This window comes from Xenorhabdus sp. SGI240, assembly GCF_040081915.1.
Classification (GTDB): Bacteria; Pseudomonadota; Gammaproteobacteria; order Enterobacterales; family Enterobacteriaceae; genus Xenorhabdus; species Xenorhabdus bakwenae.
The window spans coordinates 54,086-76,870 of the sequence record NZ_JBEBMB010000029.1 but is presented as its reverse complement, the minus strand read 5'-3'; the positions used below and the strand labels follow the sequence as shown (position 1 = coordinate 76,870).

At 46.2% G+C, this 22,785-nt stretch carries 17 protein-coding genes; 12 read left to right on the top strand and 5 right to left on the bottom strand.

Translation table 11 applies throughout. The annotated features are described in order from the left end of the window. Window positions 1–26: 26 nt before the first annotated feature. The 3 genes from thiB to thiQ are packed head-to-tail and all read left to right on the top strand — an operon-like array spanning window position 27 to window position 3,281. Entirely contained in the window at window positions 27–1,013 is a 987-nt protein-coding gene (thiB, locus tag ABLA76_RS07965) for a thiamine ABC transporter substrate binding subunit (RefSeq protein ID WP_348987529.1), read from the top strand. Then, window positions 989–2,593 carry a thiamine/thiamine pyrophosphate ABC transporter permease ThiP gene (thiP, locus tag ABLA76_RS07960; protein WP_348987515.1) on the top strand — a complete coding sequence of 535 codons (1,605 nt, stop codon included), beginning with the start codon at window positions 989–991 and terminating at the stop codon, window positions 2,591–2,593. Before thiB ends, thiP begins: the two co-directional genes overlap by 25 nt. Next, window positions 2,586–3,281, top strand: a complete 696-nt coding sequence (gene thiQ / locus ABLA76_RS07955; protein ID WP_348987514.1) for a thiamine ABC transporter ATP-binding protein ThiQ — start codon at window positions 2,586–2,588, stop codon at window positions 3,279–3,281. The genes thiP and thiQ overlap by 8 nt, the downstream gene beginning before the upstream one ends. Before the next feature lie 91 nt (window positions 3,282–3,372). On the opposite strand, the gene ABLA76_RS07950 is transcribed toward thiQ, so the two are convergent. Next, entirely contained in the window at window positions 3,373–5,076 is a 1,704-nt protein-coding gene (locus ABLA76_RS07950; protein WP_348987513.1) for a hypothetical protein, read from the bottom strand. A gap of 359 nt (window positions 5,077–5,435) precedes the next feature. On the opposite strand from ABLA76_RS07950, the gene ABLA76_RS07945 reads away from it, so the two are divergent. The 3 genes from ABLA76_RS07945 to rluA all read left to right on the top strand — a co-directional run bounded on the left by ABLA76_RS07945 (window position 5,436) and on the right by rluA (window position 11,689). Continuing rightward, on the top strand, window positions 5,436–7,784 hold the full coding sequence (locus ABLA76_RS07945) for a DNA polymerase II (protein WP_348987512.1): 2,349 nt from the start codon (window positions 5,436–5,438) through the stop codon (window positions 7,782–7,784). A gap of 219 nt (window positions 7,785–8,003) precedes the next feature. Continuing rightward, on the top strand, window positions 8,004–10,913 hold the full coding sequence (gene rapA / locus ABLA76_RS07940; RefSeq protein WP_047766611.1) for an RNA polymerase-associated protein RapA: 2,910 nt from the start codon (window positions 8,004–8,006) through the stop codon (window positions 10,911–10,913). Between the two features lie 122 nt (window positions 10,914–11,035). Next, window positions 11,036–11,689 (top strand): bifunctional tRNA pseudouridine(32) synthase/23S rRNA pseudouridine(746) synthase RluA, encoded by a 654-nt coding sequence (gene rluA, locus ABLA76_RS07935; RefSeq protein WP_348987511.1) that lies wholly within the window; start codon window positions 11,036–11,038, stop codon window positions 11,687–11,689. Window positions 11,690–11,695: 6 nt separating this feature from the next. Here the strand turns inward: rluA and djlA are convergent, their stop codons facing one another. Next, window positions 11,696–12,505 (bottom strand): co-chaperone DjlA, encoded by an 810-nt coding sequence (gene djlA, locus ABLA76_RS07930; RefSeq protein WP_047766613.1) that lies wholly within the window; start codon window positions 12,503–12,505, stop codon window positions 11,696–11,698. A 182-nt stretch (window positions 12,506–12,687) separates the two neighbouring features. Here djlA and lptD point away from each other — a divergent pair, with 182 nt between their 5' ends. The 6 genes from lptD to apaH all read left to right on the top strand — a co-directional run bounded on the left by lptD (window position 12,688) and on the right by apaH (window position 19,451). Further along, window positions 12,688–15,054, top strand: a complete 2,367-nt coding sequence (gene lptD / locus ABLA76_RS07925) for an LPS assembly protein LptD (RefSeq protein ID WP_348987510.1) — start codon at window positions 12,688–12,690, stop codon at window positions 15,052–15,054. A gap of 64 nt (window positions 15,055–15,118) precedes the next feature. After that, window positions 15,119–16,426: a peptidylprolyl isomerase SurA gene (gene surA, locus ABLA76_RS07920; protein ID WP_348987509.1), complete on the top strand. Its 1,308-nt coding sequence runs from the start codon at window positions 15,119–15,121 to the stop codon at window positions 16,424–16,426. Next, entirely contained in the window at window positions 16,416–17,408 is a 993-nt protein-coding gene (pdxA, locus tag ABLA76_RS07915) for a 4-hydroxythreonine-4-phosphate dehydrogenase PdxA (protein ID WP_348987528.1), read from the top strand. The genes surA and pdxA overlap by 11 nt, the downstream gene beginning before the upstream one ends. Then, window positions 17,401–18,216, top strand: coding sequence for a 16S rRNA (adenine(1518)-N(6)/adenine(1519)-N(6))-dimethyltransferase RsmA (rsmA, locus tag ABLA76_RS07910; RefSeq protein ID WP_047766617.1), 816 nt, complete (start codon window positions 17,401–17,403; stop codon window positions 18,214–18,216). The genes pdxA and rsmA overlap by 8 nt, the downstream gene beginning before the upstream one ends. Window positions 18,217–18,252: 36 nt before the next feature. Further along, window positions 18,253–18,630, top strand: coding sequence for a Co2+/Mg2+ efflux protein ApaG (gene apaG / locus ABLA76_RS07905; RefSeq protein WP_047766618.1), 378 nt, complete (start codon window positions 18,253–18,255; stop codon window positions 18,628–18,630). 2 nt (window positions 18,631–18,632) lie between these two features. Beyond that, window positions 18,633–19,451, top strand: coding sequence for a bis(5'-nucleosyl)-tetraphosphatase (symmetrical) ApaH (gene apaH, locus ABLA76_RS07900; RefSeq protein WP_348987508.1), 819 nt, complete (start codon window positions 18,633–18,635; stop codon window positions 19,449–19,451). Between the two features lie 67 nt (window positions 19,452–19,518). On the opposite strand, the gene folA is transcribed toward apaH, so the two are convergent. From folA to ABLA76_RS07885, 3 genes are all read right to left on the bottom strand, one after another. Then, complete coding sequence (gene folA, locus ABLA76_RS07895) at window positions 19,519–20,004, bottom strand: type 3 dihydrofolate reductase (RefSeq protein WP_348987507.1); 486 nt, start codon at window positions 20,002–20,004, stop codon at window positions 19,519–19,521. Between the two features lie 242 nt (window positions 20,005–20,246). Beyond that, window positions 20,247–21,668: a cell division protein FtsP gene (ftsP, locus tag ABLA76_RS07890; protein WP_348987506.1), complete on the bottom strand. Its 1,422-nt coding sequence runs from the start codon at window positions 21,666–21,668 to the stop codon at window positions 20,247–20,249. A gap of 260 nt (window positions 21,669–21,928) precedes the next feature. Then, entirely contained in the window at window positions 21,929–22,660 is a 732-nt protein-coding gene (locus tag ABLA76_RS07885; protein WP_047766622.1) for a 1-acylglycerol-3-phosphate O-acyltransferase, read from the bottom strand. Window positions 22,661–22,785: the final 125 nt, after the last annotated feature.

Genomic DNA, 22,785 nt, shown 5'->3' with positions numbered 1-22,785 from the left:
TGTTTACAAAATTATTTCCCCGCTTTATGGCTATCAGCCTGCTGTCTATTGCTACCAGCGTTTTTGCTCAGACAGGCCAGGCAAAACCTACCCTGACAGTTTATACTTATGATTCATTTGCCTCTGAATGGGGGCCCGGGCCTGCCATCAAAAAAGCCTTTGAAACCGAATGTGGCTGTGAACTGAAACTGGTTGCGTTGGAAGATGGCGTCTCCTTGCTGAACCGTTTGAGAATGGAAGGCAAAAAAACACCCGCAGATATTATACTGGGGTTAGATAACAACCTGATTCAAGCCGCTCAACAAACCGGATTATTCACACCAAGTCACGTCGATACCTCAAAACTGAAATTACCCATTGCATGGCACAACACGACGTTTATTCCTTACGATTACGGTTATTTTGCCTTTATTTACAACAAAAATACCCTGCCTCATCCCCCCAAAAGTATGGATGAATTAATCAATAATCCCCAGAATTGGAAGATTATTTACCAAGACCCACGCACCAGCACGCCGGGTTTAGGGCTATTACTCTGGATACAAAAACTCTATGGCGACAAAGCCGCTCAGGAGTGGCAAAAAGTGGCGCCAAAGACACTCACTGTGACTAAAGGCTGGAGTGAAGCCTATGGCCTGTTTCTGAAAGGTGAAGGTGATATGGTGTTGAGCTATACCACATCTCCTGGCTATCACATGATGTCAGAGAAAAAAGATAACTACGCCGCCGCTATCTTCAAGGAAGGACATTACTTGCAAATTGAAGTGGCCGCTCAGGTAGCCTCAAGCAAACAGCCAGAACTGGCACAGAACTTTTTGAATTTCATGCTTTCTCCGGCATTTCAGCAAGCCATTCCAACAACCCAATGGATGTATCCTGTCATTGATATCCCTTTGCCCGACGTTTTCAAACAACTTCCTGTTCCTGAGAAATCCCTGCAATTCAACGCAGATGATGTGGCAAAACACCGTACAAAATGGATACGTACATGGCAAAGCGCTGTCAGCCGTTAATCGCGGGTTGGTTATTGCCGGGGGTTCTTGCCGCCGGCCTGTTAATGATGGTTGCCCTGTCGGCGTTCGGGGCGCTGTGGTTCAATGCACCTGAAAGCCATTGGCGGGCATTTTTGCATGACAGTTATCTCTGGCATGTCATTCTGTTCACCTTCTGGCAGGCATTTCTCTCTGCCGTTTTATCGGTAACACCGGCCATTTTTCTGGCTCGGGCACTGTACCGTCGTTGTTTTCCAGGCAAGACTCTCTTTCTGCGCTTATGCGCCATGACATTGATTCTCCCTGTTTTGGTTGCCCTGTTTGGCATCCTCACGGTTTATGGTCAGACCGGCTGGCTGGCTAACCTTTCCCAATGGATAGGCGTTGAATATCGTTTTACACCTTATGGGCTACAAGGGATTTTGCTGGCACATATTTTCTTCAATATGCCAATGGCAACGCGGCTATTGCTGCAATCTCTGGAGAGTATTGCCATTGAACAGCGCCAACTTGCCGCCCAGCTTGGTATGAGTGAATGGCAACATTTTCGTTTTATCGAGTGGCCTTACCTGCGCCGTCAAATTTTACCGACGGGTGCGCTGATTTTTATGCTGTGCTTCGCCAGTTTCGCTACGGTTCTGGCTCTCGGCGGTGGCCCAGCCGCAACGACCATTGAACTTGCCATTTATCAGGCGCTGAGTTACGACTACGATCTTGGTCATGCTGCCCTGCTTGCCTTGATACAGCTTTTTTGTTGCCTCGGCTTGGTGCTTCTTAGCCAAAAACTTAAGGGCGCACTTTCCGTTGGTTATGGGCATCAACAACAATGGCGGAATCCACAGGATCCATGGCTGCAAAAATTATCTGATGGTTTACTGATTGGCATCGCGTTATTGCTGTTACTCCCCCCTTTATTGGCGGTCATCGTGGATGGCCTGAACCGTGATATTTTTGCTGTCTTAAGCCAGCCCGCTTTATGGCAAGCCTTTACGACGTCCATCATTATTGCAGTAGGTGCAGGATTGTTGTGTGTTATTTTCACCATGATGTTGCTATGGAGCAGCCGCGAATTACGCTTACGCCATTCCCCTCGCTGGGGGCAGACAATGGAAAGTAGCGGATTGCTGATCCTTGCCATGCCGGGAATTGTCCTTGCCACAGGCTTTTTTCTCCTGCTAAACACAACCATTGGTATACCTCAATCACCTTACGGGCTGGTTATCCTGACCAACGCATTAATGGCGATCCCCTACGCGCTAAAAGTATTGGAAAACCCCATGCGCGATCTGGCACAGCGTTATAACCCTCTATGTCGCTCCCTCAATATGCAGGGAATACACCGCCTGTATTGGATCGAGCTTAAAGCATTAAAAATGCCATTGGCCCAAGCGTTGGCTTTCGCCTGTGTTTTATCCATTGGCGATTTTGGTGTGATTGCCTTATTTGGCAATGAAGATTTCCGCACTTTGCCTTATTACCTTTCCCAACAAATTGGGGCCTATCGCAGTCAGGATGGTGCCGTGACCGCATTTCTGTTGCTCCTGCTGTGTTTTGTTTTATTCACTGTGATTGAACGCTTACCGAGCCGACGCCATGATTAAACTTGAAAATGTCATTTATACTTATGAACACTTTGCCATGCATTTTAATCTGAGCGTCAAAGCCGGAGAACGCATTGCGATCCTCGGCCCAAGTGGCGCTGGTAAAAGTACCTTGTTAAGTTTAATAGCGGGTTTTCAGTTTCCAGCACAAGGCGATATTTGGCTGGATGGCGAAAACCATACGCATACCCCACCTTCCAGGCGGCCGGTTTCGATGCTGTTTCAGGAAAATAATCTGTTTTCCCATTTAACCATCGCACAAAATATTGGTTTGGGATTGCATCCCGGCTTGCGGTTAAGTGCTGAGCAAAAGAAAACGCGACAACAGATTGCCTCCCAGGTATCACTGGAAGAGTGTCTATCGCGCCTGCCTGCCCAACTTTCAGGTGGACAACGCCAGCGGGCAGCATTGGCTCGTTGTTTAGTCCGCCATCAACCGATTTTATTGCTGGATGAACCCTTTTCGGCACTTGATCCGGCTTTACGCAATGAGATGCTGGGATTACTGGATCAAATATGCAGTGAACGACAAATGACGTTACTTATGGTGTCCCATAATCTTGAGGATGCCGCCAAGATCGCCCCACGCTCTTTGCTGATTGTGGATGGAAAAATTCATTATGATGGTGCAACAGAGAAATTGGTGAGCGGGGAGGCGGCTGAGGCGGTGGTTTTGGGGATAGGTTGATGTTGGGGGATAAAATTATGGCCTACATTTTAAGCACAAGACGCCCCGGTAATGGGGCGCTAATCAAAAGAGTAGAGTAATCTAATATAAATTACCCATTGTCCTTTATATCACCCAACGCCACTTTCTTATAAACAACTAAATTCTCTTTATCTCGAGTTGGTCTATGCCCATGCCAAAATAGCGCCATTCCTTCGGGGGCGGGTGCTATTTCTTCGGATAATACAATCAGCCAATCACATTTTTCAGGCGCTTCAAATTGACGCTGCTGTTGATGCAAAACACGGGCAAAATAATAAAGCATTGGCGCTTCGGATTCCCCAATATAATACGACGCCATACAGTCATTATCTTTATACACTCCCGCCAACTTCTGTCTTAAATCAAGAAACGCCTCTTTATATCCCTTGGTGTAATCAATCCAGCCAACAAATAGCGTGAAGACTAATCCCCAAACGGTGGCAATACCCAAAACCCAATTTTGGGCAGCGCGCAAGGCGGGTGATTGAGAGAGAAACCAACTTTTAGCTATCCATACCGCAGTGATCAAGGCAGCGGCAACAACGATAAATCCCGAAAAATGCATTTGATAATCCATTGGCAACCAGCGGCTAAATGGGGTTAACCAATGTTTATAATCAGTGGAAAGGGACAAAAAATAACAAGCCCATAAAAATACAATCAGGACAGACCAAAATAGGGAAGAAAATAGGGTTAAATATTTATAGATTATTTGCGGTATTTTAATGAATGCTCCTGTTGCCAGGATCGCCATAGGGGCAATAAAGGGCAGTAAATATAATGCACGGCCAGAAGCCGACATTTGCAATAGAACAACCCCTAAGATAACAAAGGCAGCACACAAGAAATAATGTTTATCCGACAGAATTTTAATTGGATTTGTCAATATAAAGAGAAAAGCCAATATTCCTGATGGCAGGGCAAACAACAGCACCGCCTCAGGGATCATAGTCAGATTCCCCCTTGCGCCCAGATCTTCAACCGAAAAACCTAAAAAGCGACCGATATTGTTATCCCAAATCCAGATTTTAAATAAATCAGGATGTTCAATAAGTAACATGACAGGCCACGGCAGGATTAAAACCAACGCAATAATACCCGACAATAAAGCCCTTAGCCAATATTGTTTGGTTCGGCAATGTTTAAGGAAAACGGGCGCCAAAACCAGGCAAATCCATAATAATCCCGGAATAAAGACCCCTTTTGATAAGAGTGTTACAGCCGTACCGATGATCAACCATAAACAGGAGTAGCCTGTTTTTTCGTTTTTGATTAATCCCAGTAAACCATATAATCCGATAGTTGTTCCTGTTATTAATGCGGTATCAGTAAACATATCATGGCTGTGGCGAACTAATCCGGGAGCACTGGCATACAAAGCAAAAGCTATCCATATTCGACTGTCGGTGAAGTTTTTGACATCAAATACGCGACGCGCCAACAGAATAAAAAAGGAAAAATTGATCACTGAAAAGAATAAAGAGGCGGTTCTGGCTGCATCGTGCATCGGAAGCCAATGGGATAACAAATGAATAAATGAAGTCGCTGTCCAATAATACAAGGGGGGCTTTTCCATAAAAGGTTGCCCGGCATTCATGGTGACCAACCAATTCCCTGTTTCATACATGGTATGAATAATACCAAAACTGTAATTTTCATCTTGTTTCCAAGGGGTATGTCCATAAACGCCCGGCAACAAATACAGCAGAGTAAAAGCAGTAAATAACAGTAAGGCTTTGATATCTGTTTGAGTCAATTTATTGGGATTATTCATCAATATTTACCAGATTCAATTAATGTTTCATTTTCTCAGTAAAAAAATCGATAGAATATTAGCCAATTAATAATAACAACAAAAGTGACTTACTTACTGAAAAATAATAAATCTCTCTGATAATTTGAAATAGTTAATATTTCTATGGTAAAAATCAATTTATTATCTACCAATCCAACTTGAAAGGTGAGGGGTATAAATAATGTTTTTATTGCGTTATTAATTAATAAAATTATAAATCATCATAACTATGAAAAGCAATCCAACACAAAATACTGTATAAATAACCATAATCAATGCTATGATTGAAATGATCCCGATAACACTAAATAGGGTTGGTTTCTCATAAGAGAAAGATTATGCAGATAAATCACGTTGAACAGGGTTTTATCCTGACCCGCCACTGGAAAGATACCCCATTGGGTATCGAGCTGGTGTATTGGCTGGCGACAGAATCGGGTGCATGCCGCGTGACTATTCCTCACCAAAAAGCAGTTGCCTTTGTTCCCCAACGTGATCTGCCTAAAGTAAAACCTTTACTCACACAAGAGCGGCACTGTGAATTAACCGCATTGCCATTGAAAGATTTCAATCGTCAGCCTGTTGCGGCGCTGTATTGTCTGCATTACCGCCAATTGCAACATCTGGAGAAAATTTTCAGGGAACAGAATATTCCCCTCTACGAAGCCGATATCCGTCCACCCGACAGGTTTATGATGGAGCGCTTTATCACTGCTCCGGTCTGGTTCAGCCAGAAACCCGACGGTAGTTACCAGATGAAACCCAACCCCACCTATCGGCCAAATTTGAAATGGGTGTCACTGGATATCGAAACCAGCCAGCATGGTGAGTTGTATTCCATTGGTTTGGCGGGATGCGGCGAGAAAATTGTCTTTATGTTAGGGCCAGCAACGGGTAACCAACTGGATCTTGATTTCAAGCTGGAATATGTAGCCAGTCGTCCGATGATGCTGGAAAAACTCAACGAATGGCTGGCACATTATGATCCTGATGCCATTATTGGCTGGAATCTGGTGCAGTTTGATTTGAGGGTGTTACAGCAACATGCTGAACGCTACAACGTGCCGTTAAAATTCGGCCGCAATCAGACTTTGCTCGAATGGCGAGAACACGGTTTCAAGCCAGGGCACTTTTTCGCCTCAGCAGAAGGCCGTTTGATTATTGACGGCATTGATGCACTGAAAACCGCAACCTGGAATTTTCCTTCTTTCAGCCTTGAATATGTGGCACAACAACTTCTGGGGGAAGGAAAAGCCGTCGATAATCCTTATGATCGTATGGATGAGATCAACCGCCGCTTTCAGCAAGATAAACCTGCCCTCGCCCATTATAATTTACAGGATTGTATTCTGGTTAATCGTATCTTTGAGAAAGCAGATTTGATGGCCTTCTTATTGGAACGCGCCACAGTAACAGGATTAGCAGTAGATCGCAGCGGCGGATCGGTCGCTGCGTTCACGCACCTTTATCTGCCCAAAATGCACCGTATTGGCTATGTTGCGCCCGTCCAGCCAACGTATTCCGATGATAACAGCCCCGGCGGTTTTGTGATGGATTCGTTTCCGGGATTATACGATTCGGTGTTAGTGCTGGATTACAAGAGCCTTTATCCTTCGATTATTCGTACGTTTTTGATTGACCCGGTCGGGATGGTTGAAGGCCTTGCCAACCCTGACAGTGAACACGCTGTCCCCGGTTTTCGGCAGGCATTTTTTTCCCGGACACAACATTGCCTGCCGGATATCGTCACCCAAATCTGGCAGGCGCGCGACAAGGCCAAACAGCAACAGAATGCGTCCCTTTCTCAAGCCCTGAAAATTATTATGAATGCCTTTTATGGCGTGCTCGGTGCTTCTGGCTGCCATTTTTTTGATCCTCGCCTGACTTCATCAATTACGATGCGCGGCCACGAAATCATGCACCAAACCCGTGAGCTAATCGAATCACAAGGCTATCAGGTGATTTATGGCGATACGGATTCCACGTTTGTCTGGCTAAAACGCCCCCATTCAGAGGATGAAGCCTGCCAAATCGGGCATTATTTGGCACAATTTGTCAACCAATGGTGGCAAAACCATCTCAAAACCGAATTCAATCTTGAAAGTACGTTGGAGCTGGAATTTGAGACACATTATCGGCGTTTCCTGATGCCAACGGTACGCGGGGCAGAGCAAGGCAGCAAAAAACGTTATGCCGGATTAAGCGGTGATAAGGTGATTTTCAAAGGACTGGAAACAGTAAGGACTGACTGGACACCGCTGGCACAAATATTCCAGAAGGAACTGTATACTCTGATTTTTCAGCAACAACCCCATCAAAATTATATTCGTGAATATCTTGCCAAGACGCTGGCAGGTGAATGTGATGATCGTCTGGTTTATCGTAAGCGGTTACGCCGTAAGTTGTCTGATTATCAGCGTAATATCCCTCCCCACGTTCGGGCAGCGCGTTTGGCTGATGAGTATAATCAATTGCATAATCGCCCACTACAATACCAAAATGGGGGTTGGATCAACTATGTCATCACTCAAGCAGGCCCTGAGCCATTAGAGAACCAAACCTCTGCCCCCGATTATGAACACTATATCAATAAGCAATTGAAGCCGATTGCTGACGCTATCTTGCCCTTTATTCAAGATGATTTTATGCCTCTGCTGACAGGGCAAATGAGCATCTCTTTCGAATAATGGCAATTTTTGCAGGTGACGGCTTGCTCGGCTTCAATTAACATATCGCCCCTCTAATGGGCCATTGTACTTTTGTGATCCCTTTTATCAAAAAACAGGCGTTGTAAAGTGCAATTGAAAACTATCCCTATCGATAACCAATAACGATCGATATCCAACAAAAGCAGCCATCCTGCAACCATAAATAATATTGTCTAACAGAAAACTGAGCCAAATTTTATGCCATTTACTCTTGGTCAACGCTGGATAAGCGATACAGAAAGCGAACTTGGATTAGGAACAGTCGTGGCGCTTGATGCGCGCATGGTAACGTTACTCTTCCCTGCCAGCGGAGAAAACCGCCTTTACGCACGCAATGACTCCCCCATCACCCGTGTTATGTTTAATGTGGACGATACCGTGACCAGTCACGAAGGCTGGAAGCTCAAGATTAATGATGTCCAACAAGATAATGGCCTGCTGATCTATGTTGGTACGCGTCTGGATACGGAAGAAGAAAATACCTGCTTGCGGGAAGTTTTTCTGGATAGCAAGCTGACGTTTAACAAGCCACAAGATCGCCTGTTTGCAGGCCAAATTGACCGCATGGATCGCTTCGCTTTGCGTTTTCGCGCCCGTAAGCACCAAAGCGAACAATTCCGTCTGGCAGAAAGCGGGCTGCGTGGTATTCGTGCCAGCTTGATCCCTCACCAATTACACATTGCCAATGAAGTGGGCAAGCGACACGCGCCTCGGGTATTACTGGCGGATGAAGTCGGATTAGGTAAGACCATTGAAGCCGGGATGATTATCCATCAGCAATTAATGGCCGGGCGGGTTGAACGTGTATTAATCATTGTGCCGGAAAGTTTGCAGCACCAATGGCTGGTAGAAATGCTGCGCCGTTTCAACCTGCGTTTTTCGCTGTTTGATGATGGCCGATATAGCGAAGCTCAGCATGACAGCGATAATCCATTCGAAACTGAACAGTTGATTATCTGTTCTCTGGATTTTGTTCGCCGCAATAAGCAACGTTTTGAACTTCTGCTGGAGGCAAGTTGGGATTTGATGGTAGTGGATGAAGCACACCATCTGGCATGGAGCGAAAAATCCCCAAGCCGCGAATATCAAGTTATCGAACAATTGGCAGAACAGATCCCGTCTGTCTTATTGTTAACCGCGACACCAGAGCAGTTAGGGCAAGAAAGTCACTTTGCCCGCCTGCGCCTGCTGGATTCAAATCGTTTCCACGATTATCAGGCTTTCATTGATGAACAACAGAAATACCGCCCTGTCGCGGATACCGTGACGTTGCTGTTGTCTGGTGAAACGCTGAACAATGACCAGCAAAATGCCATCGTCGAACTGATCAGCGAACAGGATATTGAGCCTCTGCTGAAAGCAGCAAACAGCAATCAGGATGGAGAGAGCGAAGATGCGCGTCGCGAACTGATCACCCTGCTGATGGATCGTCACGGCACCAGCCGCCTGCTTTTCCGTAACACCCGTGGTGGTGTGAAAGGTTTCCCGCATCGTGAATTGCACGAGATCAAGTTACCATTGCCGACCCAATATCAGACGGCAATCAAGGTTTCTGAAATCATGGGGGCCAAAAAGACGGTGGAGTCCCGCGCCAAAGATATGCTCTATCCTGAGCGGATCTATCAGGAATTCGAAGGGGAAAATGCCACATGGTGGAATTTCGATCCCCGCGTAGAATGGCTGATGGGTTTCTTGATGGCAAACCGTGATGAGAAAGTGCTGGTGATCTGTGCCAAAGCAGAAACTGCGCTGCAACTGGAGCAAATTTTGCGTGAACGCGAAGGCATCCGCAGTGCCGTGTTCCACGAAGGTTTGTCCTTGCTGGAACGGGATCGCGCCGCCGCTTACTTTGCATCTGCGGAAGAAGGCGCACAAGTGCTGCTCTGCTCTGAAATTGGCTCAGAAGGACGTAACTTCCAGTTTGCCAACCAGCTTGTCATGTTTGATTTGCCATTCAACCCTGATCTGCTGGAACAGCGTATCGGTCGTCTGGATCGTATCGGTCAAAACCGTAATATCAAAATCAGTGTGCCTTATCTGGAAAACACGGCGCAATCCATTCTCCTGTGCTGGTATCACGAAGGGCTGGATGCTTTTGAGCATACTTGTCCAACCGGCCGCTCTATCTATGACCAGTATTATGAAACCCTGCTTAATTTCCTTGCCAAACCTAATGAACAAACGGGTTTCAGTGAGTTTATTGCTGAATGTCGCGGGCATCATGACAAGCTTAAGCAGCAATTGGAACAAGGACGTGACCGTCTGCTGGAGATGAATTCCAACGGTGGCGAGCAGGGCCAGAAGCTGGCGGAAAAGATTGCGGCACAAGATAACGATACCGATTTGGTGAATTTTGCCCTGAATCTGTTCGATATTATTGGCATTAATCAGGAAGATCGCTGCGACAATATTATTGCTCTGCATCCATCCGATCATATGCTGGTACCTGATTTCCCTGGGTTACCACAAGATGGCTGCTCGATTACGTTTGACCGTGAAAAAGCCCTCTCCCGCGAAGATACTCAGTTCCTGAGCTGGGAACACCCCATCATTCGCAATGGCCTGGATTTAATTCTGTCGGGGGATACAGGAAGCTGTGCTGTTTCCATCCTGAAAAACAAAGCGCTGCCAGTCGGGACGCTGTTGGTTGAGTTGATTTACGTTGTTGAAGCTCAGGCACCGAAGCACCTGCAATTGACTCGTTTCTTGCCACCAACGCCAGTGCGCCTGTTGTTGGATCTGAAAGGCACCAATCTGGCTCCTCAGGTGGAATTTGAAAGTTTCAACCGCCAGCTAAACGCTATCAACCGCCATAATGCCAGCAAGCTGGTTAACGCGGTACAGAAAGAGGTTCATGCTATTTTGCAACAATCTGAGCCGCTGATTGAAGCGCAAGCGCGTGCGTTGATTGAAAAAGCAAAAAAAGAAGCGGATGAAACGCTGTCGGCTGAATTGTCACGTCTGGAAGCCCTGAAAGCGGTTAACCCGAATATCCGTGATGATGAACTGGAAGCGATTAGCGCCGAGCATAAGCATCTGCTGCTCAATCTTGATCAGGCCAACTGGCGTCTGGATGCGATTCGTTTGGTGGTTATTTCTCATCAATAAACAGCCACCAATAAACAGGCATCAATAAACAGACAGCAATAACCTGTCATCCGGTAAACTCAGGGGCGCTTTCCGCAAGATGCCCCTGGGTATCCCATTTTTTCCGACCCATAGGAGCCACTATGCTGGAGTCTTATCATCCCCCGACAGATCCTTGGTTATATGTGCTGTATCAGGATGAGCACATTATGGTTGTCAATAAACCCAGTGGATTGCTTTCTGTGCCGGGTAAAGCAGAAGAGCACAAGGACAGTATCATGACGCGGATACAGGCTGAATTTCCTACCGCCGAATCCGTCCATCGATTGGATATGGCTACCAGCGGTATCATGGTTGTGGCGCTGACTAAAGCCGCCGAGCGTGAGTTGAAACGCCAGTTCCGTGAACGTGAACCGAAAAAAATCTATCTCGCGCGGGTATGGGGAAAGCTGGAGCAGGAAAAAGGCTTGGTGGATCTGCCCTTAATCTGCGACTGGCCGAATCGCCCAAAACAAAAAGTCTGTTTTGATACGGGCAAATCCGCACAGACTGAGTATCAGGTACTGGAATATGAGTCCCAGGCTACACGGGTCAGGCTCGCCCCCATCACAGGGCGCTCTCATCAGCTTCGCGTGCATATGCTGGCACTTGGTCATCCCATTCTGGGAGATAAGTTCTATGCTCATATGCAGGCAAGGGAAATGGCACCTCGCCTGCAATTACATGCTCAGGAACTGTTTATTACTCATCCGGCTTATGGCACACCAATGCATTTTGAGTGTAAAGCCGAATTTTAACGAGCGCTATTTAAAGCCCCGCTCCTTTTTAATCAAATCGTAAGCCGACTGGATGGACTGCGTCTTTTGTTTCGCCAATTCCATCATTTCTGGTGGTAAACCTTTTGCCACCAGTTTATCGGGATGGTGCTCACTCATCAGTTTTCGATAAGCCCGCTTAATGGTGGTCGCATCATCCTCTTTGTTGACGCCCAAGACTTTACAAGCATCTTCCAATGTCGCACGCTGCTGCTCATGACCCTGATGGGGGCCATATTGCTGGTACTGTCCATTGAAATGGCGGCCGCCTTCCATCATGGCAAGGAATTGTTCAAATTGAATACGGGAAATACCTAACTCTTCGGCAATGACAAACAGAACCTTTCTTTCATTGGGGTGCAGTTCGCCATCAGCAAATGCTGCTTGTAGCTGAATTTCCAGAAACATGCGGATCAGATCAGAACGGCCGAAGCAAGCACGGCGTAATTGTCGCATTGTTTCACGCAAAGGAAATTGAGACTGTTTGCCTTCACGAAACGCCTGCTGCGCGGAAAGCCGTGCCTCACCATGCAGTTGCATTCTGTTCATCAATTGGGTGGCGAGCCGGATATCCGTTTCTGTTACCCGGCCTTTTGCTTTGGTTAAATGCCCCAATACTTGAAAAGTACTGCGGAAAAACAGCGCCTGTCGGGTTGGGCCTTTCGTTGTTTTCCCCAATTTTTGCATCCTGATTTTGTCAAGGATGTGACCAAGCACTAAGCCAATCACTATTCCCCAAAAACCCGCACCAGATGCAATCCCAAATATCAATCCGAATAATTTTCCCCAATACTGCATATAGTCTTCAATTCCCCAATGCCCTGAGCGCAATTTTGCATTATCATACTATCCATTAAGCTCTGTGCCTAACAACAAGATTAGCAAAGTTAAACTTTACTCTGGCGCATATCTCTCAACTACGTTAGTCTCTGAGCGTTTGCCGGCACGATGCCACTGATGACGGAACCGCATAAACATCTATGAATAAATGTTATCCTACCCTGCTGGCCACAATGGTATGGGCAGCACTTTATAGTCAGCAAGCCCATGCTGACCTCGCAGCACAATGTATGCTGGGTGTCCCTGTCTACGATAAGCCGATTATCACAGGCGACCCTAATAAACTGCCAGTTTATATTCAGTCCGATGATTCTCACGGTGAATATCCCAATGCGGCTGAGTTCATTGGCAATGTGAATATCCAACAGGGAAATAAAACACTGATAGCCGATAAGGTTCGGCTCGAACAGACACAAGAGCAGGATAAAGAACCTGTGCGCACTGTTACCGCAGTGGGTAATGTCAGCTACGATGATCCTCAGATCATTTTGAAGGGACCACGCGCCTGGGCGAATCTGAACAATAAAGATACCGACGTGGAACAAGGCAAGTACCAGATGGTTGGCCGTCAAGGACGTGGCAGCGCAGACAAGATGATGCTGCGTGATGAAAACCGCTATACCATCATGAATAATGGGATATTCACTTCCTGTCTGCCCGGTAATGATAGCTGGAGTGTCGTGGGTTCTGAGGTTATCCTTGACCGTGAAGAAGAAGTCGCCGAAATCTGGAATGCCCGTTTTCGTGTTGCCAATGTGCCGGTGTTTTATACGCCCTATTTGCAATTACCCATCGGGGATAAACGCCGTTCTGGTTTCTTAATTCCGAATGCCAGTTTTTCCAACAAAGATGGCTTCCAATTCCTGCTGCCATATTATTGGAACATTGCACCCAACTATGATGCCACGATTACTCCGCATCTCATCACGATGCGGGGTTTGAAGCTGGATAATGAATTCCGTTATTTAACCAAAGCAGGGACAGGTACAGTTGCGCTGGATTGGATTGGGCGTGATCGTCTGTATGAAGAGGATAAAAGACTCAATGCCAGACCTGAGCGGGATAGCAACAGACGCTGGTTGTTCTACTGGAATCACAGTGGCGTCATGAATCAGGTTTGGCGTTTCAGTGCTGATTATACCAAAGTCAGTGATCCGAAATATTTCAGTGACTTCACCTCACAATACGGTTCCAGCACCGATGGCTATGCCACTCAGAAATTCAGTATTGGCTATGCTCAACAAAACTGGAATACCACGCTGACAACCAAACAGTTCCAAATCTTTACCCCCAGTGATAGGGGAAAAGCTTACCGAACAGCACCTCAGTTGGATTTCAACTACTATAAAAATGATTTGGGACCCTTTGATTTTCGTACTTATGCCCAAGTCGCCAAATTTACCAGTGTAGGTAACCGGTGGCCGGACGGAACACGCTGGCATCTGGAGCCGTCCATTAATTTACCAGTCTCCAATGGTTGGGCGAGCATCAATAATGAATTTAAATTGATGGCAACCCATTACCAACAGGATCTTACTGAAACAACGAAAGCCAACCCTGAGATACCTGCACTGGAAAGATCAGTCAACCGTGTCCTGCCGGTATTTAAATCAGATGCGAAGATGGTGTTTGAACGCGCCATGTATCTTAACCAGGATTATACCCAGACACTGGAGCCACGCGTTCAATATCTCTATGTGCCTTATAAGAATCAAAACAACATCAATAACTTTGATTCTTCCCTGCTGCAATCGGACTATACCGGGCTGTTCCGCGATCACTTCTACAGCGGCTTGGATCGCATCTCGTCTGCCAATCAATTTACCACTGGCGTAACCACCCGTATTTATGATGAAGATTTGGTTGAACGTTTTAGCCTGTCCGTAGGTCAAATCTACTACTTTGAACGTCCACGTACCGAAGATGCTGGGTCTGTTTCAGGTAGCAAAGATATCATCGGAAACAAAAAAGGCACGGGGGCGACAACCTGGGCTGGAGATGTACACTGGAGAATCAATGATTCCTGGGGCATCAAAGGCGGGCTGCAATATGATAATCGTCTGGACAGCTTCACTATGGGTAATGCCGTAATGGAATACCGTCATGATACTGACCGCATGTTGCAGTTAAGCTACCGTTTTGTTGACCGCGATTATATTCAAGCCACACTCAAGGGAGGCGCACCCGCTTATCAGCAAGGAATTTCTCAGATTGGTATGGTGGCAAGCTGGCCATTGTCAGATCGTTGGGCATTTGTCGGGGCTTATTACTACGATACCAAAGAGAAACAGCCAGCAAACCAGATGGTCGGTTTGCAATACAACACCTGCTGCTGGGCAGTCAGTGTAGGTTATGAACGCAAGATCACCGACTGGCGCTTCGACAGTAGTCAATATGACAACAAATGGTCATTCAATATTGAACTTCGTGGCTTAAGTAACAATCATAGTTTAGGTAGTCAGAAAATGTTGCAGCAAGGTATTCTTCCATACCAACGTGCATTCTGATACCGATAAACGCAATGTAAACAAAATAACCCCGCCAAGGCGGGATTGATATGATGGGAAATGTATGAAGAACTGGAGATCGCTCATTTTCGGATTGATGTTTTCAGTAAACTCTGTCGCAATGGCTGCTCCTGCTCCACAGGAGCTGAATAAGGTCGCTGCCGTTGTTAACAACGATGCCGTACTGGAAAGTGACGTTAACAGCCTTTTACAATCCGTTAAACTCAATGCAAAACATGCAGGCCAGCAATTACCGGATGAGAAAACATTGCGTCACCAAATCCTTGAGCGCCTGATTATGGATGATATTGTTCTGCAAATAGCAAACCGGATGCAGCTAACTATCCCAGATCAAGCCTTAGATTCTGCACTCGCGAATATTGCGGCTCAAAACCACTTGAGCCTTGCTCAGTTACAACAAAATCTGACCGCAGAAGGGATGAGTTTTGATACCTACCGTAATCGGATCCGCAAGGAGATGATGATTGCAGAAGTACGTAACAATGAGGTACGCCGCCGCATCACTATCCTGCCACAGGAAGTTGATTCACTGGCTAACCAAATCAGTAACCAAGACAGTCAGGACTATGAGGTAAATCTCAGCCAGATCCTGATCCCTCTGCCGGAAAACCCAAGCCAGGAGCAGGTAGAAAAAGCGGAAACCACGATCAAAAAGATCTTGTCTGAACTCCAGAATGGCGTGGATTTCGGCAAATTAGCCCTCTCCTATTCTGGTGATGCCCAAGCCCTGAAAGGGGGAAATATGGGTTGGAACAAACCGCAAGAATTGTCATCCCTGTATGCTGCACAGCTCAAGTCTGCCCATAAGGGGCAGATTATTGGCCCAATTCGTTCCGGTGTTGGTTTTCACATTCTGAAAGTGAATGACATCCGTGGTGGTCAGATGTCAATTGCCGTCACCGAAGTGAATGCTCGCCATATTTTGCTGAAAACATCACCGATTATGAATGACGAGCAGGCACGCAACGAGTTGATGAAACTCAGGGAAGAGATCTTAAGTGGCAAAACTTCATTCGAAGCAGCAGCAAAAGCGCATTCAGAAGATCCAGGTTCAGCCATGCGTGGTGGAGAACTGGGTTGGAATTTGCCGAGTGCTTACGATCCTGCTTTCCGGGATGCGTTGATGAAGCTGCAAAAAGGTGAGATCAGCCAGCCTGTTCACTCCTCTTTCGGCTGGCACTTAATCCAACTGCTGGACAGCCGCAAAGTTGACAGAACAGACGCCGCACAGAAAGATCGTGCCTACCGCCTGCTGTTCAACCGTAAATTCAATGAAGAGGCACAAAACTGGGTGCAGGAATTACGCGCCTCTGCTTATGTGAAAATTTTAGATGGCAACGATGCTCAATAATAAACCCATCGTCATTACCCCCGGCGAACCTGCCGGGGTTGGCCCTGACTTAGTCATTGCCTTGGCGCAAAAAGAATGGCCTGCCCAATTGGTTGTTTGTGCCGATCCAGAGCTGATGCTCTCCCGAGCTGAACAATTGAATTTACCTCTGCAACTGCAAACTTATTCTCCAGAACACATTTCGTTATCACAAGCAGCCGGAACTTTAACCATCCTGCCCGTTAATCTTCACGCCCCGACGATTGCAGGGGAGTTAAACCGGAAAAATGGTCTCTACGTCACGGAAACCTTAGCAAGAGCCTGCGATGGTTGCCTGAATGGAGAATTTTCAGCATTAGTGACAGGACCTGTACATAAAGGTGTCATTAATGATGCAGGCATGCCTTTTATCGGACATACTGAGTTTTTTGCTGACCACAGCCAATGCTCAAGGGTGGTCATGATGTTAGCAACGGAAGAGCTACGGGTAGCGCTGGCAACCACGCATCTGCCGATTCTGGATGTCCCCAACGCAATTACGTTTGACTCCCTGCGGGAAGTGATCACCATTCTTAATCATGATCTAAAAACCAAATTCGGTATCCCCCGTCCCCATATCTATGTTTGCGGTTTGAACCCTCATGCCGGTGAAGGCGGGCATATGGGGCATGAAGAAATAGATATCATCATGCCTGCTTTAGACAGTCTGAGAGCAGAAGGGATATGGTTGGAAGGTCCATTACCTGCGGATACCCTGTTCCAACCCAAATATTTAGATCATGCTGATGCCGTACTTTCAATGTATCACGATCAAGGGTTACCCGTGTTAAAATACCAAGGGTTTGGCAGGGCCGTGAATATTACGTTGGGACTGCCATTTATCCGAACTTCTGTCGATCATGGCACAGCACTGGAGCTGGCGGGGACAGGTCAAGCTGATGTGGGTAGTTTTATCACCGCATTGAATCTAGCAATTAAAATGATACAAAACAGTAATGAATAACAAAGTCCATCAAGGGCACCATGCCCGTAAACGTTTCGGGCAAAACTTTTTAACCGATAAATTTATCATTGATAGTATTGTCAATGCAATGAACCCACAGGTCGGCCAAGCCATCGTGGAAATCGGCCCAGGTCTGGGGGCACTAACAGAGCCAGTGGGTGAACGCATGGATAAGATGACTGTCGTCGAGCTTGACCGTGATTTAGCGGCTCGTCTGCACGTCCACCCCAAACTGAAAGATAAACTGACAATCATTCAACAAGATGCAATGACCGTTGATTTTGGTCAGATTGCCAAAGAACATGGGCAATCCCTACGTGTATTTGGTAACTTGCCTTATAACATCTCTACGCCATTAATGTTCCATCTTTTCAGCTATACTGATGCTATCGCTGATATGAGCTTTATGTTGCAGAAAGAAGTTGTGAATCGTCTTGTCGCAGGGCCTGACAGTAAAGCCTATGGACGCTTAAGTGTGATGGCACAATACTACTGTCAGGTAATCCCTGTTCTTGAAGTACCGCCAACAGCATTTACACCCGCGCCAAAAGTGGATTCTGCTATTGTGCGTTTGATCCCACACAAGAGTATGCCTTATCCTGTTCAGGATATTCGTATGTTAGCCCGGATCACAACGCAGGCATTTAACCAACGGAGAAAAACGATCCGCAATAGCCTTGGGAGCCTTTTTTCTGTTGAACAGTTAACTGAATTGGGTGTTGATCCAAACACGCGGGCTGAAAACATCTCTGTCGAGCAATACTGTAAGATGGCGAACTGGTTATCATCTCAACCTGAAATTGCCTAAACAAATAAACAGGCGTTGCAGCAACAGGAGGTCTCTATGCTCAATGAACCAAGAATTCATATTCAAGTACAAAGTACTTACGTAGAAAGTCAATCGCAGCCGGAACAACAACGTTTTGTGTTTGCTTATACTGTATCAATTCGCAATCTTGGGCATTCCCCTGTGCAACTTATCAGCCGTTACTGGCGCATTACCAACAGTGATGGTCACCTAACCGAAGTTCAGGGTGAAGGGGTTGTGGGAAAACAACCTTTGATCCCACCGGGAACAGAATATCGCTACAGCAGTGGCGCTATTTTGGAAACACCTCTGGGGACAATGGAAGGCCATTATCAAATGATTGATCATGATGGCCGTCCGTTCCGTGTCACCATTCCCGTGTTCCGGCTGGCTATTCCATCACTGATAAATTAATTATGGCTACATACCTTATTGGCGATATTCACGGCTGTTATCGTGAATTTCGCGCCTTGTTAGAACAAGTCAATTTTAATTCCAGTGAAGACACTTTATGGTTAACCGGCGATTTGGTCGCTCGTGGCCCTGATTCATTGGCGGTACTTCGCTACATTAAGCAACTTGGCTCCGCAGTTAAACTGGTATTGGGCAATCACGATCTGCATCTGTTGGCGGTTTACGCTAAGATCAGCCGCAATAAGCCGAAAGATTTGCTGGATGAATTACTCGCGGCACCGGATGCCGATGAATTAATAAATTGGTTAAGAAAACAGCCAATGCTGCAAATCGATGAAGAACTGAAACTCGTCATGGCACATGCAGGGCTTACCCCACAATGGGATCTGGAAACAGCCAGAATATGTGCCCGTGAAGTGGAAGCCATTCTTCGTAGTGACAGTTATCCCTTGTTTCTCAATGAGATGTATGGGGATATGCCGAACAATTGGACGCCAGAGTTAAGCGGACTTGCTCGATTACGTTACAGTACCAATGCGTTGACCCGAATGCGTTATTGTTTTCCACATGGGCAATTGGATATGAGCTGCAAATCCAAACCGGAAAATGCCCCTGCCCCGCTAAAACCCTGGTTCACATTACCGCGCCGCATTCCTGAGGACTATTCCATCGCCTTTGGTCACTGGGCAGCCCTGGAAGGTCAAGGCACACCCGCTGGCATTTATGCTCTGGATACGGGGTGTTGTTGGGGAGGTAAATTGACCCTGCTTCGTTGGGAAGATAAGCAGTATTTCAGCCAGGATCCATTACCCAAATCATAAGGCTGATAAATAATAAACCTGCCTGTGACACTGGAGTGCCCCAAGGCACTCCGCACGTAAGATTAACTCACTCTCGGCGTTCCAGAATTTCAAAACAATAGCTATGAGAATTGTTTTCATCTGCATCGTGGTATTCGGTAAACGTTGAATTCCATTCATCAGGTTCATAATCAGGGAAATGCGTGTCGCCAATCACTTCTGCATCAATGTGAGTCAGATACATACGATTAGCCAGAGGAATAAATTGTTCATAAATTTGCCCTCCTCCCATCACCATAACTTCGTTAACATCGCCGGCAGCTGATAAAGCAGCTTCGATAGAGTTAACCCAAGTCACCCGATCATCATTTACAGGCTGACTGCTAATCACGATATTCAGGCGCCCTGGCAAAGGACGGCCAATCGATTCATAAGTCACTCGCCCCATTACAACCGGCTTTCCGAGTGTATTGTGTTTAAACCAGGCTAAATCACCCGGCAAAGTCCACGGCATGGTATTTTCCATACCGATAACCCGATCCATAGCCATCGCAGCAATCAAGCTGATAATCATTAAATCACCTTACAGCTAAGTAGTATGAAAATTTTGGACACTATACGGAAAGGGTTACTCTCAGTCGATAAGATTAGCCATTTATCCAAACAAATAGTGTGTTTGCCCGCGAATTGTTAAACAATCCGTTGTTTAACAGATTATTACTTAACAAGCAGGCAGAAAAATAACAACTTCATTCAATTTGACAGAATATCTATCTAAAACAGAGCCAGAAACGAGTAACAGAGCAAAGATTTCATTTAAAAACCAGCAGGATTGACAATTAACTGTCCGGCAACCCCACGATCTGCCATCTCCAATATCTGGCTGTAATACATGAAAGGAAAATGATCATAAGACGGCTGCATCATATTAACCAGCAACTCAGCACGACTATCAATCCAAACGGTATCTTTCCAACCATAATCCTGTGGCTCTGGACGATTACCATTCAGGCTGATGATCTTAAATCTTACCCCTTCAATATGGAAAGGCTGGGGCACTGACGTTGTGACTATCCAACGTTCCCACGCACCTTGTTGGCTTGTGATATCGATTCGATGCTCATTCAGCCGTGAGCCATTAATCCCTTGCGAATAATCGCCCAAATCAATCTGACGACTTTGAATGGTAGAGTTGATCTGCGGATTATCGACGATAAGTTGAGCCGGGAGTTGATCTGTCACCAAAGGAAGTAATCCGCTGGCTTTTAGGGTTAATACCGTCGTTGACAACAGTTTGGTCGAAGGCTCAAACAAGCCTTTCAAACGATCGATGACACCAGCGGACTCTCCCGCCGTAACGGTAACACTCTCTACTTTCGACATATCAATCAAGACTTCTCGCCGTTCTCCCGGTGCAAGTGACAATAACTGTACCGTCACGGGAGCAGGCAGCAAGCCTTGATCAGTGGCAATCATGCAGAAAGGATGCCCATCACTGAGTTGCAATTGATATCGACGGGCATTAGATGCATTCAGGAAACGTAACCTGACCCAACCTCTGGCAACCTCCACAAAAGGATTTTCGACACCATTAACTACCAAGGTATCGCCAAGAAAGCCTTGATTAGCTGACGGGTTATATTGCGGTACACCAAAATTATCCAATCGCTTATCTTGCAAGATAACAGGAAAATCATCGACACCATAATGTCTGGGTAAAGGCAGACTGCGGCTACTTTCATCTTCCACCAGCCACATACCCGCAAGACCGGCATAAACATGCCGTGCCATGCGATTTGGGGTATTGGCATGATACCAACAGGTCGTTGCAACTTGATCTATCGGGATAACCGGCGACCAGCTTTCCCCCGGTGCCATCAAACGCGCTGAACCTCCCATCAAGGTTCCAGGCACCAGTAATCCCCCGACGGTCATTGAGACCGGTTCAGATAATCGATTGCTATAGATCAGTTTAACATCATCCCCGCGGTGAACCCGAATGGTTGGTCCCAAATAATGTCCGTTGATGCCCCAGACTTGAGCTTTATTGTGATTATTAAATGACCAGGTGGCTTTTTGTATGGCTAAAAACAGGGGTTGCCCTCTGCGGGATTCCAGTAAGGGAGGGAGCGGCAATTTGGTTTGTTGATTTTTGTTGGCCCGAACGACAAAAGGAAGCGCCCCTAAACACATAGCCAAACCAGAAGCCTGAATAAATTGGCGCCGACTCAGTGACATACTTTCTCCACAGAAGGTCTCCACAGAAGGAATAGTTTCTTTACGATAAAAATAATTCCCACAACCCGAATCGCAATTCCCAATGATTGCCTGATTCAAATAATTGCAGGGATGAATACCCTGATATTGTGGCTATCAGGATTTATTATTCTATCGATTGCGTTTAATAAAAACGTTAATTTATTAAACGCAATCATATCGTGAACAGGAGAAAATTTCTAAAATTATTGAAAAATTATAGTGATAATCAGCCCAACTGGCTACCCACGCTGATTAAGTACCTCGACTTCTTTATCCAATTCTTCAATTTTCGTTTTCATCATTTGTCGGCAGTGTTCTGCCAATTCACGAACCTGATCTTTGGTATATTTCGTGGTATCAATCGGGGGCAACATTTCAACAATGACGGTGCCATTATCCCAACGATTTAGTTTTATTTTATCGTGTGTTGTCGAAACACAGACCGGTACAATAGGTGCACCGGCTGTAATGGCGGCATGAAAGGCGCCTGTTTTAAAAGGCATCAACCCACGCCCCCGACTGCGCGTTCCTTCTGGAAACATCCAAACCGAAACCCGATTTTTTCTGATCTGATCGACAACCTGTGAAATCGTGCCATGGGCTTTTGTCCGATTATTCCTGTCGATCAAAATATTACCTGTCAGCCAATAAATCAGGCCAAAGAAGGGAATAAAGACCAGGCTTTTTTTGCCCACGGTGACTGTACGTGGCTGCACCGCATTCGACATCGTAACCATGTCGTAATTATTTTGGTGATTGCCGATATAAATGCTGGGTCCATATTCCCGAGCTTCCTTTGGAATACGTTCCTGCAACTTAATGCCAAGCACTTTATGCAATTTGCCAAACGCATGCCCGAAAGTCATAACATGACGTGGGTTGCGTGGGCTGAATAAACAGTAGGTACATCCAAAAATAAAGATCAGTATCACAAACAGAATAACAATAATTCCCCGAATGATTGCTAGCATAGCGGCCTCTTGTTGAAAGGCCAGTGCATTCCATTCATTACACTGGCCTAAAATTACGATTTATACTCGATAAACTTCAAGTTGCCATCCGCAAGACGACGCGAAGCCTTATATTTTCCCGCGCA

Coding starts and splice junctions, on each gene's coding strand:
- thiB (WP_348987529.1), top strand. CDS start 27: ATGGCTATCAGCCTGCTGTCTATTGCTACCAGCGTTTTTGCTCAGACA.
- thiP (WP_348987515.1), top strand. CDS start 989: ATGGCAAAGCGCTGTCAGCCGTTAATCGCGGGTTGGTTATTGCCGGGG.
- thiQ (WP_348987514.1), top strand. CDS start 2,586: ATGATTAAACTTGAAAATGTCATTTATACTTATGAACACTTTGCCATG.
- ABLA76_RS07950 (WP_348987513.1), bottom strand. CDS start 5,076: ATGAATAATCCCAATAAATTGACTCAAACAGATATCAAAGCCTTACTG.
- ABLA76_RS07945 (WP_348987512.1), top strand. CDS start 5,436: ATGCAGATAAATCACGTTGAACAGGGTTTTATCCTGACCCGCCACTGG.
- rapA (WP_047766611.1), top strand. CDS start 8,004: ATGCCATTTACTCTTGGTCAACGCTGGATAAGCGATACAGAAAGCGAA.
- rluA (WP_348987511.1), top strand. CDS start 11,036: ATGCTGGAGTCTTATCATCCCCCGACAGATCCTTGGTTATATGTGCTG.
- djlA (WP_047766613.1), bottom strand. CDS start 12,505: ATGCAGTATTGGGGAAAATTATTCGGATTGATATTTGGGATTGCATCT.
- lptD (WP_348987510.1), top strand. CDS start 12,688: ATGAATAAATGTTATCCTACCCTGCTGGCCACAATGGTATGGGCAGCA.
- surA (WP_348987509.1), top strand. CDS start 15,119: ATGAAGAACTGGAGATCGCTCATTTTCGGATTGATGTTTTCAGTAAAC.
- pdxA (WP_348987528.1), top strand. CDS start 16,416: ATGCTCAATAATAAACCCATCGTCATTACCCCCGGCGAACCTGCCGGG.
- rsmA (WP_047766617.1), top strand. CDS start 17,401: ATGAATAACAAAGTCCATCAAGGGCACCATGCCCGTAAACGTTTCGGG.
- apaG (WP_047766618.1), top strand. CDS start 18,253: ATGCTCAATGAACCAAGAATTCATATTCAAGTACAAAGTACTTACGTA.
- apaH (WP_348987508.1), top strand. CDS start 18,633: ATGGCTACATACCTTATTGGCGATATTCACGGCTGTTATCGTGAATTT.
- folA (WP_348987507.1), bottom strand. CDS start 20,004: ATGATTATCAGCTTGATTGCTGCGATGGCTATGGATCGGGTTATCGGT.
- ftsP (WP_348987506.1), bottom strand. CDS start 21,668: ATGTCACTGAGTCGGCGCCAATTTATTCAGGCTTCTGGTTTGGCTATG.
- ABLA76_RS07885 (WP_047766622.1), bottom strand. CDS start 22,660: ATGCTAGCAATCATTCGGGGAATTATTGTTATTCTGTTTGTGATACTG.